Source organism: Sphingobacterium lactis, assembly GCF_051951495.1.
GTDB lineage: Bacteria > Bacteroidota > Bacteroidia > Sphingobacteriales > Sphingobacteriaceae > Sphingobacterium > Sphingobacterium lactis_A.
This window is the reverse complement of record NZ_JBNHAS010000003.1, coordinates 353,421-372,008: the sequence shown is the minus strand read 5'-3', so window position 1 is coordinate 372,008 and position 18,588 is coordinate 353,421. Positions and strand designations below refer to the sequence as shown.

Annotated in this window: 13 protein-coding genes; 9 read left to right on the top strand and 4 right to left on the bottom strand. The window is 37.2% G+C overall.

Annotated features, from left to right (window positions below; all coding sequences use genetic code 11):
* Positions 1-10: 10 nt before the first annotated feature.
* From ACP6L2_RS13660 to ACP6L2_RS13650, 3 genes are all read left to right on the top strand, one after another.
* On the top strand, positions 11-1,870 hold the full coding sequence (locus ACP6L2_RS13660) for an ABC-F family ATP-binding cassette domain-containing protein (protein WP_440509989.1): 1,860 nt from the start codon (positions 11-13) through the stop codon (positions 1,868-1,870).
* Between the two features lie 68 nt (positions 1,871-1,938).
* The gene (gene mnmG / locus ACP6L2_RS13655; RefSeq protein ID WP_440509897.1) at positions 1,939-3,798 is read left to right on the top strand and encodes a tRNA uridine-5-carboxymethylaminomethyl(34) synthesis enzyme MnmG; all 1,860 of its coding nucleotides are present in this window, start codon (positions 1,939-1,941) and stop codon (positions 3,796-3,798) included.
* 167 nt (positions 3,799-3,965) lie between these two features.
* On the top strand, positions 3,966-5,555 hold the full coding sequence (locus tag ACP6L2_RS13650) for an Ig-like domain-containing domain (protein WP_440509896.1): 1,590 nt from the start codon (positions 3,966-3,968) through the stop codon (positions 5,553-5,555).
* A gap of 8 nt (positions 5,556-5,563) precedes the next feature.
* Here ACP6L2_RS13650 and ACP6L2_RS13645 read toward each other — a convergent pair whose 3' ends face one another.
* The gene (locus ACP6L2_RS13645) at positions 5,564-6,082 is read right to left on the bottom strand and encodes a gamma carbonic anhydrase family protein (protein ID WP_440509895.1); all 519 of its coding nucleotides are present in this window, start codon (positions 6,080-6,082) and stop codon (positions 5,564-5,566) included.
* A gap of 19 nt (positions 6,083-6,101) precedes the next feature.
* Entirely contained in the window at positions 6,102-7,694 is a 1,593-nt protein-coding gene (nadB, locus tag ACP6L2_RS13640) for an L-aspartate oxidase (RefSeq protein ID WP_440509988.1), read from the bottom strand.
* Positions 7,695-8,182: 488 nt separating this feature from the next.
* Here nadB and nadA point away from each other — a divergent pair, with 488 nt between their 5' ends.
* On the top strand, positions 8,183-9,181 hold the full coding sequence (gene nadA, locus ACP6L2_RS13635) for a quinolinate synthase NadA (RefSeq protein WP_440509894.1): 999 nt from the start codon (positions 8,183-8,185) through the stop codon (positions 9,179-9,181).
* A gap of 8 nt (positions 9,182-9,189) precedes the next feature.
* A complete protein-coding gene (thiL, locus tag ACP6L2_RS13630; protein ID WP_440509893.1) occupies positions 9,190-10,236 on the top strand; it encodes a thiamine-phosphate kinase in 1,047 nt (348 codons plus the stop codon).
* A gap of 838 nt (positions 10,237-11,074) precedes the next feature.
* Here thiL and ACP6L2_RS13625 read toward each other — a convergent pair.
* Positions 11,075-12,682, bottom strand: coding sequence for an acyl-CoA carboxylase subunit beta (locus ACP6L2_RS13625; RefSeq protein WP_440509892.1), 1,608 nt, complete (start codon positions 12,680-12,682; stop codon positions 11,075-11,077).
* Between the two features lie 133 nt (positions 12,683-12,815).
* On the opposite strand from ACP6L2_RS13625, the gene ACP6L2_RS13620 reads away from it, so the two are divergent.
* From ACP6L2_RS13620 to ACP6L2_RS13610, 3 genes are read left to right on the top strand one after another with little or no spacing between them, the layout of a single operon-like run.
* A complete protein-coding gene (locus tag ACP6L2_RS13620; protein WP_440509891.1) occupies positions 12,816-13,964 on the top strand; it encodes an acyl-CoA dehydrogenase family protein in 1,149 nt (382 codons plus the stop codon).
* Positions 13,957-14,811 carry a hydroxymethylglutaryl-CoA lyase gene (locus ACP6L2_RS13615; protein WP_440509890.1) on the top strand — a complete coding sequence of 285 codons (855 nt, stop codon included), beginning with the start codon at positions 13,957-13,959 and terminating at the stop codon, positions 14,809-14,811. Before ACP6L2_RS13620 ends, ACP6L2_RS13615 begins: the two co-directional genes overlap by 8 nt.
* On the top strand, positions 14,798-15,550 hold the full coding sequence (locus ACP6L2_RS13610; RefSeq protein ID WP_440509889.1) for an enoyl-CoA hydratase/isomerase family protein: 753 nt from the start codon (positions 14,798-14,800) through the stop codon (positions 15,548-15,550). The genes ACP6L2_RS13615 and ACP6L2_RS13610 overlap by 14 nt, the downstream gene beginning before the upstream one ends.
* Here the strand turns inward: ACP6L2_RS13610 and ACP6L2_RS13605 are convergent.
* Positions 15,547-16,296: a segregation and condensation protein A gene (locus ACP6L2_RS13605; RefSeq protein WP_440509888.1), complete on the bottom strand. Its 750-nt coding sequence runs from the start codon at positions 16,294-16,296 to the stop codon at positions 15,547-15,549. The two genes, ACP6L2_RS13610 and ACP6L2_RS13605, sit on opposite strands and share 4 nt — an antisense overlap.
* Positions 16,297-16,447: 151 nt before the next feature.
* Between ACP6L2_RS13605 and dxs the strand changes: the two genes are divergently transcribed.
* Positions 16,448-18,376, top strand: coding sequence for a 1-deoxy-D-xylulose-5-phosphate synthase (gene dxs / locus ACP6L2_RS13600; RefSeq protein ID WP_440509887.1), 1,929 nt, complete (start codon positions 16,448-16,450; stop codon positions 18,374-18,376).
* Positions 18,377-18,588: the final 212 nt, after the last annotated feature.

Sequence of the window (18,588 nt, the reverse complement as noted above, 5' to 3'; positions counted from 1 at the left end):
GGACATCAGCGTGAGTATTTTAAGCACAGAACAAGTCAGCCATTCCTTTAACGATAGATGGTTATTCAACGATTTACATTTTGCCTTACAGAAAGGTGACCGAGTAGCCTTGGTCGGTATTAACGGGACAGGTAAGTCTACCCTATTGAAAATCCTTGCCGGATTAATCGAGCCCACCAAGGGTCGAGTAGTCAAAGAGAAAGGACTTCAGATAGGATATCTTCATCAAGATCCAGATTTTTCTAATCTGGCTACTATTAACGACTTCATTTTCAGTATGGATAATGAGCAACAACAGCTCATTAAAGAATATGAACAATTAATTGAAAACCAAGATGTTACATCTAAAAAATTCTTAGATGTAACCGAAAGACTGACGAATCTAAATGCTTGGGAATATGAGAATAATATCAAAACGATCTTAAATCGTTTTCAGATATCAAATTTCAACCAGCGTATTGATTCACTCAGTGGTGGACAAAAGAAGCGCCTTGCATTAGCCAAGCTCTTGATCGATGAACCAGATATCTATATACTGGATGAGCCTACCAACCATTTGGATATTGAAACCATTGAATGGTTAGAAAAACTATTATCCACTGGTCAAAAGACAGTCCTATTAGTTTCCCACGACCGTTACTTCCTTGACAATATCTGTACGGAAATTCGCGAATTGGATAAAGGACAAGTCTATACCTACAAGGGTAACTACGCGTACTTCTTAGAGAAAAAAGCTGTGCGTGAAGCCAATGAAATATTGGCAGCAGACAAGGCAAGGAACCTATGGCGAAAGGAACTTGACTGGATGCGTCGTCAACCACAAGCTCGAGGTACTAAAGCAAAGGCAAGGATAGAATCTTTCTATGATCTGGAGGAGAAATCTAAAGGGCCTAGAAAGAAGGACAATGTCGAACTGTCGGTTAAAGTTTCCCGTCAGGGTAATAAAATATTGGAGTTAGAACAGGTCTCCTTTGAAGTTCCTGACAAGAAGATCATATCGGATTTCTCCTATGTATTTAAGAAAGGTGATCGCATTGGATTAGCTGGAAAAAACGGAAGTGGAAAGACTACCTTCTTAAATTTGATTACGAATCAGCTCTCCCCTACTTCAGGAATATTATCGGTTGGTGAGACAACCAAATATGGATATTACAAACAAGAAGGCTTAAGCTTTTCTGCTGACGAGCGGGTATTGGACATTGTTAAAAATGTAGCCGATTTCATCGAGATGAAGAACGGAGAAGTCATTACTGCTTCGCAGCTATTGACCAAATTCTTATTCCCACCGGAGAAGCAGTTTGGATTCGTATCCAAACTTAGTGGAGGAGAAAAGAAGCGCTTGCAGTTGATGCGTGTCCTTATGGCTAATCCAAACTTCTTGATATTGGATGAGCCTTCGAATGATCTAGATATCGACACCTTAAATGTATTGGAAGAATTTCTTGAAGAATATCCAGGCATCTTGATCTTGGTATCCCATGACCGTTATCTCATTGATAAACTTACCGAGCAATTGTTCGTATTCAAAGGTGATGGAGAAGTAGTCATCTACAATGGAAACTACGCCGACTTTAAGCAAGAACAATTAGAGCTAGAAGCTGCGGAAAAGAAAGTAGAGAAGAAGCAAGAAAAAATCCAAGTAAAAGAAAAGGACAATAAGCAAAAGCTAAGCTATAAGGAGCAAAGAGAATTTGAAAGCTTAGAAAAGGAAATAGCCGATCTTGAAGAGCAGATCAGCCAATTGTCTGGCGAGCTCTCCAGTAGCAACGACCATGTCGAGCTACAGAAGATCGCTGAAGAAATTGAAAAAACAAAATCCAATCTTGACAACAAGACTGAGCGTTGGATGGAATTAGCAGAATATATATAACAAGAATAACAATCGTTCCACGTGAAACTTCAACCATACAGTTTCACGTGAAACATTGAAAATACCATATGTTTAAAAAGTATAATGTAATTGTAGTAGGGGCTGGCCATGCGGGCTGTGAAGCAGCAGCGGCAGCAGCAAACCTAGGGTCTTCGGTCCTACTCATAACCATGAATATGGGTGTGATAGCACAGATGAGTTGCAACCCTGCTATCGGTGGTGTAGCGAAAGGACAGATCGTCCGTGAGATCGATGCGATGGGTGGATATACCGGAATCATTGCTGACAAGTCAACCATACAATTCCGTATGTTGAACCTATCCAAAGGACCTGCTATGTGGAGTCCAAGAACGCAAAATGATCGTATGCGTTTTGCAGAAGAGTGGCGTTGGCAACTAGAGTCCATACCTAATTTGGATATGTGGCAAGATACCGTCAAAGAAGTAATAGTAGAAGGCGATAAAGCTTGTGGGGTAATTACATCTATGGGTATCCGAATAGAATCTGATGCCGTCGTGCTTACCAATGGTACATTCTTAAATGGAATTATCCACGTTGGTGAAAAGAAATTCGGTGGTGGCCGCACTGGAGAAAAGGCAGCAACAGGATTAACCGAACAATTGGTTTCACTAGGCTTTGAATCCGGACGTATGAAAACCGGAACCCCTCCTCGTGTTGATGGAAGAAGTCTAAACTATAGCCTCATGGAAGAACAGTGGGGTGATGAAAATAAGGGTAGATTCTCTTATACCAATGTAGAGATACCAACAGAACAACGTTGCTGTTGGATAACTTATACTAACCCAGAAGTACATGAAATCCTTAAAACCGGATTTGAGAAATCACCGATGTTCACTGGTAGAATTAAAGGATTGGGGCCAAGATATTGTCCATCTATTGAAGATAAAATCAACCGTTTCGCAGAACGTGAAAGACATCAAATATTCGTAGAACCTGAAGGATTCCGTACAGTAGAAATTTATGTAAATGGATTTTCTACTTCCCTACCAGAGGATGTACAATTAAAAGCGTTGCAATTAATACCAGGTTTTGAAAATGCCAAAATGTATAGACCGGGATACGCCATTGAATACGACTACTTCCCTCCTATGCAATTGGATTTAACCTTAGAAACTTTAAGTGTTAAACACCTTTTCTTTGCAGGCCAAATTAATGGTACGACTGGTTACGAAGAAGCAGCAGCACAAGGATTCGTAGCTGGTATCAATGCACACCAAAGAATAAACGATGAACATGAATTGATCTTAAAAAGATCGGAATCTTATATCGGTGTATTAATTGATGATCTTGTTACCAAAGGTACTGAAGAGCCATATCGTATGTTCACTTCCAGAGCAGAACATAGACTTTTATTAAGACAGGATAATGCTGACATTCGCCTTACCCCTATCGCACATAAATTAGGATTAGTGTCCGATGAACGTTTGCAAATCGTTAATGATAAGATTAAGAATTCAGATCATATTGTAGACTACTTAAAAAATAATTCTGTTACAGCAGATAATATGAATAAGGTATTAGATGAAAAAGGTTCGAGTCCAATTTCTCAAAAATCAAGACTTTTCAATATACTAAGTAGACCACAAATCGAAATGTCAGATATACGTCGAGCAGATGAAAATCTTTCAACCTACCTTTCTCAATTTGATGCTGAAACAATTGAACAGGCAGAAATAAAAGTAAAGTATGATAGCTACTTTGAAAAAGAAATGGAGATTGTGAATAAGATGAAAAAAATGGAAGACAAAGAAATCAATCCTGACTTTGATTATAATTCATTAACTTCACTATCTATTGAAGCCCGTCAGAAACTATTAAAGGTAAAACCTAGAACATTAGGTCAAGCTTCGCGTATTTCTGGTGTATCGCCAGCAGATATCAGTGTATTAATGGTACATATGAGCTAATACACTGATAATCAGTATTATAAATAAAATAAACACAGTATTAAAATAAAGCGATTTAAGACATTATTTTAATTTTTATGACTTACGACTCCAAAAAAGATAATATTTCCTCAAATCGTCTAAAAACAGGCTTATTTCAAAAGATACTGTTTTTAGGCTTTATTTTAATGATTAGTCTGAGTTTTATGCAATGTGCGAACATGCAAAGACCAACTGGAGGACCAAAAGATTCCATCCCTCCAAAATTATTAAATGAATCTCCGGCAAATCTTACAAGAAATTTCAAAGCGAAAGATATCGTCTTGACTTTTGACGAGTACATCAAATTAGCAAGTTGGCAACGTGAATTTAATCTTTCACCGGATGCCGCTACTTCCATTCAGCCCAAAATAAAAAAGAAGAATTTAATAATTACACTTCCTGATTCCTTAGAGGAAAACACAACCTATACTATTAATTTTGGAAAAGGCTTGGTAGACTACAATGAAGGAAATCCAATTCAGAATTACACCTATGTATTTTCAACCGGACCAGAATTGGACTCATTAACTATCGAAGGATCAGTATTGAATGGCTATACCAAGGAATTTGATTTAAATAAGGATAAAGAAGTAATTGCTATCTTAATACCAACAGCCAAAGATTCTATTTTTGGCAAGAAAAAAGCTTCTTATTACACTGCAGTAGATTCATCTGGAAACTTTAAGTTTAAAAACTTAAGAGAAGATACCTACCGAGTATATGCTATTAAAGATTTAAATAACGATAAGATCTATAATGTTAATGAAGAATGGATAGGCTTTCAATCCGATAGTATTCATCTAACTCAGAATGTATTTGGAATAAAATTAGAATATACTAAAGGTATACCATTGATTTATAGAAACTTAGAAAAGAAAGTCAATAATGATGGGGCCATGTTATTAACCTTTAATAGGAGTTTAAATAATCCTTCGGTAAAAATCATGGAACCTAGCAATCTGGATCAAAATAAGATCGTAAGGTTAAACCCAACTACGGATACCATTAAAGTTTATACAGCAACAATGGATTATGATTCCGTGAAACTACAGTTATCCGAAAACAATCAAGTAATAGATACCATTGAATTCCGAAAAGCTAGGGGAATTAAAGTTGATAAAAACATTGTTCCAAAATTCAACATCAGCAATAAGGTTGATCGCGTGAAACATATTGAATTGACATCCTCCTACCCTATCGCTTCTGTGGACAAGAATAAAATTATTCTAACGGAAGACTCTGTATCCAGAAGAAATTTCCAATTACAACAAGATTCTGTGGATAAGGAAATGTACCATATCCGATTCAACTGGAGACCCAATAAAAATTACGAATTGGTATTACAGGAAAAAGCAATTTTGGGACCTTTTGATGAATTCAACAAAGAAAGTAAGTTAGCCTTTACCTTAAATGAGGCGGATAATTACGGCGATATCAACCTTAACTTTACAGGATTAGATTCAGCCATGACTTATATTGTTGAATTAATAGACGAAAAGAAAGATAAAATCTTCAACGTACAAACTTTACCAGCAAATAGACAATTGTCATATCTGAAATTCCCGGGAGGTAAGTATTCCTTAAGAATTATTGAAGATGCCAATAAGAACGGTAAATGGGATCCAGGAGATGTTTACAAAGGCAAACAGGCAGAAAGATTATGGTACTTGGATAGAACCTTTACTATACGCGCAAATTGGGAACAAAATGAAACCATTGACGTCGATTTCAAATAGTTGAATATTTATTCTCCCTCTTTAAACCAAGAAGAATACAACACATAATTATGCGGTAATTTCTGCAATAAATTAAGCTGCTCCTCCGTGAGTGGCTTAATTTTTTTAGCCGGTACACCAGCATATAAATAACCACCTTCACAATGCGTATTTTCTAATACTACAGCTCCAGCAGCAATTATTACATTCGATTCTATTATTGCCTTATCCATCACAATAGCTCCCATACCAATCAATACATGGTCATGTATCACACAACCATGTACTATCGCATTATGGCCAATATTGACATAATTACCTATATCTGTACCATTTTTCTGATAAGTACCATGAATAGTCACATTATCTTGAATATTGGAATAATCACCAACCTTGATATAGTTCACATCTCCACGTACCACCGCGTTGAACCAGATGGAACAATGAGCACCAATTTGCACATCTCCAACAAGGGTACTATTAGGCGCTACAAAGGTATCTTCGCCAATTTGAGGATATTTATCTAATACAGGTAATATAGTCGCCATAATCGCTTAAAAATATATTTTAAAGAACAGTATCTTCCAAGTAGCTAGCATGTTGTGGATAATCCGTAGTATAATGCAAACCACGTGACTCTTTACGATGCATAGCCGATTTAACAACCAAATAAGCAACCTGAATTACATTTCTAAGTTCACATAATTTGACTGACAATTTAGTACCCTTATAAAAGGATTCAGTTTCCTCGTGTAACAAACCTAACCTACGCATAGCTCTTTCCAAACGAAAGTCTGAACGTACGATACCCACATAATCACTCATCAATTTTTGTGTTTCACGTAAATTATGGGTTACCAAGATATCCTCATTACTTAGTTGCGTATTGGATTCATCCCAGGAAGGAATATGATCTTGAAAATCAATTGCACCTACCTTTTTACTGGCATCCTCAAAAATACGATGTGCATAAACAGCAGCTTCTAATAAGGAATTGGAAGCCAAACGATTAGCACCGTGCAATCCCGTAGAAGAACATTCTCCACAGGCATATAAATTCTGAATGCTTGTCGCACCATATTCATCCACCATTATTCCACCACATAGATAATGTGCTGCAGGAGTTACTGGAATTAAATCTTTGGTCATATCCAAACCAATGGACAAACACTTCTCATAAATATTAGGAAAATGCGATAAAATATCTGCTTTCGAACGATGCCTAATATCCAGGTAGACATAATCCAATCCAGATTTTTTCATTTCTGCATCTATAGCACGAGCAACAATATCACGAGGAGCTAAAGATCCTCGTTCATCATATTCCTCCATAAAGGATTCCCCATTAACACGTTTCAAAATACCTCCGAAACCGCGTACAGCTTCAGAAATTAGAAATGCAGGATATTCTTTTGGATTATATAATGCTGTTGGATGGAATTGAATGAATTCCATATTCCTTACTTTTCCTTTTGCCCGGTAAACCATAGCAATTCCGTCACCAGTAGCAATAGTTGGATTCGTTGTTGTCGAATACACATGTCCCGCTCCCCCAGTTGCCATCAAAGTAACCTTTGAAAGTATCTTTTCCACATCCTTCGTAATGGTATTAAAAGCATATATACCATAACAAGTGATATCATCCGAACGTTTATCCACATGTTTTCCCAAATGATGTGGAGTAATCAGATCAACAGCGAAATAATGTGTTAATATTTCAATATTAGGATCCGCATGAATACGCTCCAATAAAGCACGTTCAATCTCGTAACCTGTAATATCCTTATAATGCAAGATACGATGCATGGAATGACCACCTTCTCGAGCTAAATCATATTCTCCAGAATCCTCTCTGTCAAAGGAAGTTCCATAAGAAATTAGTTCAGCAATACGATCTGGACCTTCTTTCACAACGTTTTCCACAACTTGTGCATCACACAAACCATCTCCTGCTATTAATGTATCTTCAATATGCTTTTCAAAGCTATCCGTTTCATCCGTGACAACGGCTACACCACCCTGAGCATATTTCGTATTTGACTCATCCTCATTAGCTTTCGTTACTATTAACACCTTTCCAACCTTAGCGGCTTTTAAGGCAAAACTCAATCCAGCAATACCGGAACCAACGACCAAAAAATCTACTTTTCTATCCACAATTTCTGTTTAAGTTGAAATATCTTAGTTTCATTAAATGAATAAACAAATTAACAAAATATGTGCAAAACATGTAGATAACTCGTGGAATAAAATTGAAAACTTGTGCTTATTCCACAATCACATCTATTTCCACACAGTTATTACCAAAATATTAAGAGAAAATGACCACAATATTAACAACTCACCAACAAAATTCATTGAACATTAAAATATGGAAAAAATAAAAGCGAAAAAATAATAGTGCTGAAAATCAATCATTAACTATTTCAAGACTGTGGATAACTTGTGAATAAACAGAGAATATCCACTAAAAAAAATAAAATCATCTAGATTTATCCCCATTATTAACACACTAACAAACAATAAGAATCTTCTTTAATAAATAATATTATTGTTTATTGAAAAAAAGGAATGTGGATTTCGTTTCATTTTCTTTGATTACTTTTGTGTTCTCGATCAATCAAATTATATCAATAATCGAAGACCAGATGAATACTACTTTTGAACATGACTTGGAAGCGAAGGGCTATATCGATGTTGCGATAGATCCTAACCTTGATTTGGTGGAAGAAATCAATAGGCTGAAGAAGGAAAAGAATGCGGTAATCCTAGCACACTATTACCAAGAGTCTGAAATTCAGGATCTTGCTGATTATATCGGCGATAGTTTAGGCTTATCTCAACAGGCTGCAAAAACGGATGCAGATGTAATTGTTTTTGCTGGAGTACACTTCATGGCAGAGACAGCTAAGATCTTATCACCGAGCAAGAAGGTCTTACTTCCGGATTTAAAAGCCGGCTGTTCCCTATCTGACAGCTGTCCTCCGCACTTATTTGCCAAATTCAAGGAAAAGTATCCAGACCATTTGGTCATCACTTATGTGAACTGTACGGCAGAACTGAAAGCCCTATCGGATATCGTTTGTACGTCCAGTAATGCAGTTCAAATTGTGGAAAGTCTACCGGCTGATCAAAAGATTATTTTTGGTCCAGATCGTAACTTGGGTGATTATGTCAAGAAAAAGACGGGTCGTGATCTAGTGCTTTGGAATGGTGCCTGTATGGTCCATGAAATATTCTCTCAAGAACGTATTGATGCGCTTCGTGCAGAACATCCAGATGCTAAATTTATTGCTCACCCAGAATGTGAGGAACATATTCTAGCGCAAGCGGACTATATTGGTTCCACATCCGGAATGTTGAAATTCACCATTGAGGATCCTGCAGATACGTTTATCGTGGCTACAGAAGCAGGAATTTTGCATCAAATGCAAAAAGCAAGTCCTGCTAAGACTTTTATCCCTGCTCCTCCAAATAACATGTGTGCTTGTAACGATTGTCCGCACATGAAATTAAATACCCTGGAAAAACTTTATAACTGCCTATACTACGAAAAACCGGAAATTATCCTTTCGGAAGATATTATTCAACGTGCGCAAAAACCTATTGAACGCATGTTGGAAATATCTGCAAAATTAGGCTTATAAGATCGTATATGTTTGATAATAAAGATAAAACAAACCTGAATGAACTGGGTGAATTTGGATTAATTGAATACCTAACAAAACAGGTAGAATTGACCCAAAAGAGTTCGATCAAAGGAATTGGAGATGATGCTGCAGTATTGGATTTTTCCAATTATAAAACATTAATATCCACTGATTTACTTCTAGAAAATGTACATTTTGACCTACGCTATGTGCCTTTAAAGCACCTAGGTTATAAAGCGATACAGGTCAATTTAAGTGATATTTATGCCATGAATGGAATGGCTTCACAAGTGACCATTTCCATTGGATTATCTTCTAAATTTCCATTGGAAGCTGTAGAAGAAATTTATGAAGGTGCTTTGATTGCCTGTCAAAAATATGGCGTTGATTTAATCGGTGGTGATACTTCGGCTTCAACACAAGGATTAGTGATTTCTGTAACCAGTATTGGGTATGCAGAAACCGAAAAGATTGCTTATCGATCTGCTGCCAAAGAAGGTGATTTAATCTGTGTTTCCGGTGATTTAGGTGGTGCTTATGTGGGACTACAATTATTGGAAAGAGAGAAACAGATTTTCTTGGAAAACCCTAATATACAGCCAGATCTGGAAGGAAAGGATTATATTGTAGAAAGACAATTGAAACCAGAAGCTCGTAAGGATATTGTTGAATTATTAGCCGCATTGGAAATTCAACCTCATGCTATGATTGACGTATCGGATGGTCTTGCATCAGAGATACTGCATATTTGTAAGGCTTCTAACGTAGGTTGTAAGCTCTATGAGGAAAAAATACCTATTGACCCGATGACTTATGAGACTGCAAGAGAATTTGGCTTAGATCCAACCGTATGCGCTCTGAGCGGAGGAGAAGATTATGAACTTCTATTTACCATACCTCAGGACGATTATGACAAGGTTAAAGGTCAATTAGATATATCCGTCATTGGACATATAACGGAAGCCTCTGCAGGCTACCAAATGATCTCTAAATCGGGTAATGTACATGATATCAAAGCCCAAGGATGGAACGCCTTCAAATCCGAAGAATAAAATCGAGTAAGTAATAGAGGATAGCATAAGCTAACTCTTGATTCAACATATTTTATCTAATAAAGAGCCTGGTCAATAAAAGGATTAGGCTCTTTTTTATGGATAACAAAATGATTCAATTTGTTATTCTCTAAGTTTTAAGTATTTGAATTATTTATCTGCTAATAGTTCTAATTAGTTGAATGGCGGGCGATGCATGCATCGCCCCTACAAACAACCGTGATTTTATAGTTCCTAAGGACCCTAACTGTAGGGTCGAAGCATGCTTCGACCGCTTATTTAATATCACAATAACTTAAAAATACTTACTGCTACTACTTTTTAAGGTTTAATAGATTTAGGGGATAATGAAAGTGATGAAATTAGGTGTATAGCGGGCGATGCATGCATCGCCCCTACAAACAATCGTGATTTTATAGTTCCTAAGGACCCTAAATGTAGGGTCAATGTATGCTTCGTCCGTTATCCAAAATTCAATAAATTAATTCCCATCAATAGGTCTAAAATCTGGTGTCTTTTGTCTGTCGTCTCATATCTATTTCAGGGGTTTTCTTCGTCACTTCTTCGGATCTCCTTCGGAACTTGTTCGGAACTCCTTCGGATCTCGTTCGGTTAGAAGCGAACGAGATCCGAACAAGATCCCTATCAGATCCCTAGAAATTCCTTGAGAGTATCGAAGCAAACTGAAGGTTAATTGGTACCAAATACCTACTTCATCACAAGGGAATATATATAGGTTTATATTTGTGGTAAAATCCTGTGAAATAAAAAAAGGTTCCACGAGGAACCCTTTATAATTTTGAATATTTTTTATTTGTTATATAAAGAAATATCCTGTTTAAACCTGTATAACCCCAACATTATAAGTTCCAATATTTGGATTATGTGTAGCTGCTTCAATTCCCATAGAGATTATTTTTCGGGTTTCGGCAGGATCAATTACACCATCTACCCAAAGTCTGGATGCAGCATAATATGGACTTAATTGGGTATTGTACTTTTCTTCGATATTCTTTAGTAGTTTATTCTTTTCTTCTTCTGTCAGGGTAACTTGTTTTGATTTTAGAGCTGCTTCCTGAATTTGTAACAAGGTTTTACCAGCAGAAGCTCCACTCATCACGGCAATTTTTGCTGTTGGCCAAGCGTATATTAATCGTGGGTCATAAGCTTTTCCGCACATGGCATAGTTGCCCGCACCATAGCTATTTCCGATCATAAAAGTAAATTTTGGAACAACAGAATTGGCCATAGCATTTACCATTTTAGCACCATCCTTGATTATTCCACCATGTTCTGATCTGGAACCTACCATAAATCCGGTGATATCCTGGAAGAATACCAAAGGTATTTTCTGCTGATTACAGTTCATGATAAATCGAGCTGCCTTATCTGCTGAATCAGAATAGATGACACCACCCATTTGCATTTCTGTGGAGTTTCCTGGCTTTTTAGCCTTGACTACTTCACGTTGATTGGCAACAATTCCTACCGCCCATCCATCTACACGAGCTAAAGCACAGATTAAAGTCTTACCATAATCCTTTTTATATTCCTCCAGACTGTCCTTATCTACTATTGCCTTTAAGATTTCCAGCATGTTATAGGGTTTCAGTCTGTCTTCTGGCATATACTCGTAAATTTTTTCTACGGGATATTCCGGAGCTATTGGCTCTGTTCTTGAAAATTGAAATTTTGGATTTTCACCAAACTTATCGACGATATTGCGAATGGCTTCTAAACAAGCCTCATCATTCGGATATTTATTATCGGTCACACCAGATATTTCTGAATGTGTTGCTGCTCCACCTAACGTCTCATTATCAATCACTTCACCTATGGAAGATTTGACAAGATACGATCCTGCTAAGAAAACAGATCCCGTTCCTTCTACAATTAAAGCATAATCTGACATGATGGGTAAGTAGGCACCACCTGCAACGCAAGATCCCATAATGGCTGCTATCTGAGGTATGCCCATTGATGATATTTTCGCATTGTTACGAAATATTCTTCCGAAATGTTCTTTATCAGGAAAAATCTCATCCTGCATAGGTAGATATACTCCTGCAGAATCCACCAAATAAATGATAGGTAGGTGATTTTCCATTGCAATTTCCTGCGCTCTTAAGTTTTTCTTACAAGTCATTGGAAACCAAGCACCTGCTTTTACAGTTGCATCATTGGATACGACGATACATAATCTCCCCTTTACATATCCCATTACCACAACGACACCAGCATTTGGACATCCGCCATGCTCGGTATATTGTCCATCAGCGGCAAATATTCCGATTTCCAAATAAGGTCTATCCTCATCCAGGAGAAAGGCTATCCTTTCCCAAGCAGACATTTTACCCTTTTCTTTTTGTTTTTGGATCTTATCTAATCCGCCACCTAAAACCAGGTCTTCGTGTTTTCTTCGAAGTTCATCTAGAAGCTGTTGCATTTTTTTGTTATTGTGTAAAATTTACCGGTCTATATTGTTAATTTATTATAAATATCATAAAATATAATTTGTTTTTTATAATATTTGTATAAAATAAATTATACCCAAATATAAACTTAACTAAAATAATATTATGTATTACGTTGATTCTGACGAACAATTAGCATTAGTAAAGGAGAGTGCACGAAATTTCGCTGCAAATTATATCAAACCATTCGTGATGGAATGGGATGAGGCACAAATTTTCCCTATCGATGTATTTAAAAAACTTGGTGAACATGGTTTCATGGGCATCATCGTTCCTGAGGAATATGGTGGTTCAGGATTGAGTTACCAAGAGTATATCACCATTTTAGATGAAATATCCAAGGTTTGTGGATCAATCGGTTTATCGGTTGCTGCCCATAACTCTTTATGTACAAATCATATTTTAAGCTTTGCTAACGAAGAGCAAAAGAAAAAATACTTACCTAAATTAGCTTCTGGCGAATGGATTGGTGCTTGGGGTTTGACAGAACCAGGCTCAGGATCGGATGCTGGAGGTATGAATACCGTTGCTGTTGCTGATGGTGACTTTTTTGTTTTGAACGGTGATAAAACTTTCATTACTCATGCTATCTCTGGTGATGTGGCAGTTGTTATGGCACGTACTGGTGAAAAAGGTGATAAAAAAGGAATTTCTGCTTTTATCGTTGAAAAAGGTACGCCAGGTTTCTCTGCAGGTGCTAAAATGGATAAATTAGGTATGCGTGCATCCGAAACTGGTAGCTTATTCTTTGAAGATTGCCGTATTCATAAAGATCAATTGATTGGTGAAATCGGTGATGGATTTGTTCAAGCGTTGAAATTATTAGATGGAGGTCGTATTTCCATTGCTGCTTTATCCTTAGGTATTGCGCGTGGTGCTTATGAATGTGCTTTAAAATATGCAAATGAGCGTGAACAATTTAATACGAAGATTTTTGATTTTCAAGCGGTTGGATTTACATTAGCTGACATGGCAACAAAAATCAATGCTTCTGAATTATTGATCCGTCAGGCAGGATATTTGAAAGATAATGGTAAGAAAGTAACCAAAGAAGGAGCTATGGCAAAGCTATATGCTTCAGAAACTGCTGTTGAAGTATCAAACGAAGGCGTTCAGATCTTAGGTGGATATGGATTTACCAAGGATTTTCCAGCAGAAAAATATTTTAGAGACGCAAAGCTATGTACTATCGGTGAAGGAACAAGTTCTATTCAACGTATGGTCATTGCTCGAGAAATTAAGAAAGATGTTTGAGCATAGAGCAATCAGTTTGGTAGATTGTCCGCGGGATGCCATACAAGGCATGAAATCGCAGATTCCTACCCATAAAAAAATAAATTACATCAACAGCTTATTGGAAAGTAAGCTGTTTGATTGTATTGATTTTGGGAGTTTAGTTTCACCCAAGGCTGTGCCTCAGATGAGTGATACCAAAGCTGTTTTAGAAGGATTGAATCCCTCTGATGCCAAGTTATTGGCTATTATTGCCAATTTGAAGGGTGCAGAAATAGGTGCTGAATTACCTCGTATAGATTATTTGGGTTATCCATTTTCTATTTCAGAGACTTTTCAGATGAAAAATACGAATAGCAACATACATCAAGCCTTTGACACCGTTCGTAGCATACAGGACCTGTTAGCTGCCAAGGGTGAGCAAGAATTGGTGATCTATATCTCTATGGCATTTGGTAATCCCTATGGTGATGAATGGAATATGGACCTGGTATTGGATTGGATAAATCAATTAAAGCATGCCGGGGTTAGCAACTTTTCCATTGCTGACACGACTGCTGAGGCCAGTCCGGATGATGTCCGAAATATGTTTCGTAATCTGACAGAGGAGTTTCCTGAAATACCATTTAGTGCGCATTTACATTCGCAAATTGAAACGGCATTATTGAAAATTGATGCAGCTTTTGAAGCAGGATGTAGACGTTTTGAAGGGGCGATATTGGGTTATGGCGGTTGTCCATTTGCCAAAGATGAATTGGTAGGGAATATTCCTTCGGAATTATTGATTGATCGATTCAACAAAGGTACTTTTGAACAAGCAGCGAAATTGATGCAGGATTTTCAAATACTGATTAATGATGAATTATAATTTTATTTCTACACATAAAACAGGGCATGCCTTCTACCTTACATTGGATAGAGAAGCAAAGCGCAATGCCTTTACCCCTACTACGGTCAATGAAGTTGCTCATGCCCTTCAGGAAGCGCAGGATGATGATGAGGTAAAACTTTTGGTATTGCAAGCTAATGGACCTGTATTTTGTGCTGGAATGGACTTAAAGACTTATCAAGATCCTAGCCTAGATACCATTAATCCGCAAATAGAATCGAAGGCAATTTCTCTAGGTGAGGTTTTCGATCAGTTTAATAAACCTTCTGTAGCTATTTTGGACGGTGATGTGATTGCTGGTGGATTCCTGTATATCCTAGGTTGTAACTACGTCTTTGCTAAAAAGGAGGTGAATTTTAGACTTCCTGAGGTTTCCTTAGCCATATTTCCTTTTCAGGTAATGGCAAGTATGCTGCGTGTGATGTCCGAAAAGAAGGTTTTACAATTATGTATGGATCCATCTGCCTTTGGTGTGGAGAAAGCAATTGAACTGGGATTAGTGGATGGAGTAAAATCAGATGCAGAAATAGATGAATTTATAGCATCCTTCGCAGACAAGTCTGTATTTGCTTTAGAAGCGGGAATAGAAGCGATTAAAGCTATTCGAAATCTAGATTCAAAGGACCAATATGCTTATTTACTAAGTCGCTTAGGAGCTTTAAAAGACCGTACAGAGGTTAAAGATCAGATTAAAGCTGAACTGAAGAACAAGTCTTAAGAAACTCTTTTTTCGATCCAGAAATTATTATAGCCCAGACCTACTTGAATATCCAATAGTTTTTGTTGCAGCATTTCAAGTACAGCTAAGAAATTGTAGACAAATTGTACTTTATTTTCCGAATTCTTAGATAAGGCATTAAAATCCAAGGTATTGTTGATTTCGATTAATTCAGCAATAGCTTTCTTTTGCTGTTCAATGGTGTAAGGATATTTCACCACGGTATGTTTTACTTCTTGAACCCGATGCGTATAATGATACATTAAACGCTCATAAACCAACATTAACTTATATAAGTCAAAAGAAGAAAGCTCCTCTTCTATACTCCGAACATTGGTATTGGCTAATTTTAAATCAAAGGCTGTATTACCACGTTCATATAATTTCCCACGGTTATCTTCTAGTACTTTCAGCTCTTCACAAACTTCTTTGAACTGTTTATACAGCAATAGTTTTTGAACTAATTCCTTTTTAAGGTCGATTTCATTTTCATTTTCATCCAAATCAGGTCTTGGAAGAAGCATTTTAGCTTTAATCCGCATAAGTGTGGATGCTACGAAAATAAATTCCGATGCGAGTTCTATGTTTAAGGACTGCATGTGCTGGATATAGGCTAAGAAATCATCTGTAATCTTGGAGATAGGAATATCATGAATATTCAATTCATCTCTTTCGATGAAGAAGAGTAATAAATCGAAGGGTCCTTCGAATTGTTCTAATTTTATTTCGTAGTTTGTATTATCCATGGGATGGGTTCAAAAATAAGGATTTTGAGGGATATTACATGGAGATATAAGATATTAAAGCAAAACAATTGCTTTGATAAAATTGTATATATATTCCATAGTTAAAAGAATAAATTGTTACTTTGTAACTTATTTTGAAAATTTTCACGTTATGCAGGTAGAAGCAGGACCGCTATTACAGAAAATTGAGTATCCGGAAGATTTAAGGCACTTAAAAGAATCGGAGCTTGAGGAAGTATGTAAGGAATTACGGCAATATATCATAGATATGGTTTCTGTGAATGGTGGGCATTTTGCGGCAAGTCTGGGTGTTGTAGAATTGACAGTAGCCTTGCACTATGCACTCCATACACCTTATGATCAGATTATATTTGACGTAGGACACCAAGCATATGGACATAAAATATTGACTGGAAGAAGGGACGTCTTTCATACGAACCGTATTATAGGCGGTATTTCTGGATTTCCAAAGCGTGGAGAGAGTGAATACGATGCTTTTGGTGTTGGACACTCCTCTACTTCCATTTCAGCAGCCTTAGGTATGGCTGTTGCCTCGTCTTATAAAGGCGAGACGGATCGCCAGCATGTAGCCATTATTGGAGATGGTGCTTTGACTGGGGGTATGGCCTTCGAGGCATTGAACCATGCAGGTATTGAAAAATCCAATTTATTGGTTATTCTGAATGACAACTGTATGTCCATCGACCCAAATGTTGGGGCGATGAAAGAATACCTTACGAATATTACCACGTCTAAGTCATATAATCGTTTTAGAGACGATTTAATAGCCGTACTGGCTAAGATATCCAAAAAGGGACCAAATGCTTATGGGTGGGCTAAAAAGCTCGAACAGAGCATCAAAGGAACCCTATTGAAGAATGCTAATCTATTTGAATCCTTAAACTTTCGATATTTCGGTCCGGTTGATGGTCACGATGTGAATAAATTGGTGAAGACTATTGAAGATTTAAAACATATCAATGGTCCTAAGTTATTACACGTTGTTACAGTCAAGGGTAAGGGTTATGCGCTTGCTGAAAAGGATCAGACGAAATGGCATGCTCCAGGCTTATTTGATAAAATAACAGGAGAAATAAAGAAATCTGTAAGTGATAAACCTCAGCCACCGAAATACCAGGATGTTTTTGGACATAGTTTAGTGGAATTGGCAGAGGCGAATGACAAGATTATGGGGATTACCCCTGCAATGCCTTCGGGTTCATCGATGAATATCATGATGAAAGCAATGCCTGAACGTGCATTTGATGTGGGTATTGCAGAACAGCATGCGGTTACTTTCAGTGCCGGATTGGCTGCTCAAGGGATGGTTCCTTTCTGTAATATCTATTCTTCCTTCATGCAAAGGGCATATGATCAGGTGATACATGATGTAGCTTTGCAGAATCTGAATGTTGTTTTCTGTCTAGATCGTGCCGGATTGGTAGGTGCTGACGGACCAACACACCATGGTGCTTATGATATTGCCTATATGCGTTGTGTTCCGAATATGGTTGTTTCTTCTCCGATGAATGAAGAAGAGCTACGTAATTTGATGTACACCGCTCAATTAAAAGATAAAGGACCTTTTACTATTCGTTATCCACGTGGAAACGGTGTTATGCCCGATTGGAAATTACCATTTAAGGAAATTCCAGTTGGTAAGGGACGTAAATTGGCTGATGGAGAAGAAATAGCGATCTTAAGTTTTGGAAGTATTGGTAATGAGGCCTGCAAGGCGATTCGTAAGTTACGTGAGGATGGAATTCATCCGGCACATTATGATTTGCGATTTGCTAAGCCCTTAGATCAAGAGCTATTACATGAGGTATTCAAGAAGTATAGTAAAGTGATTACTGTAGAAGATGGATGTCTTCCAGGCGGGATTGGTTCAGCGATCTTGGAGTTCATGGTAGATAATAATTACCATGCTCAAGTCGTTAGATTAGGGATCCCTGATGAGATTGTTGAACACGGAGAGCAAGCGGAGTTGTGGCATATCTGTGGATATGATGCAGCGGGGATCGAATTACAAGTTCGAAAGCTTACAAAAGGAATTAAGACAGAAAGTTTGGTAGGATAATTGCTTGTATTTAAGCGGTTATTCTGAAAATGATAAAATTCTTTAAAGGAGGCCAATCGGCCTCCTTTTTACTTATAAAAGTTTTCCACATTTATTAACAGTAACTTCAAATTTGCTTTAAAAAAAGTTTAAAATTGGAAGTTTGGTTGCTTATGTTAATAAAATATATTTGCTTAATTTATTACGTTGGAAAATGCTAAAAAACACACCTA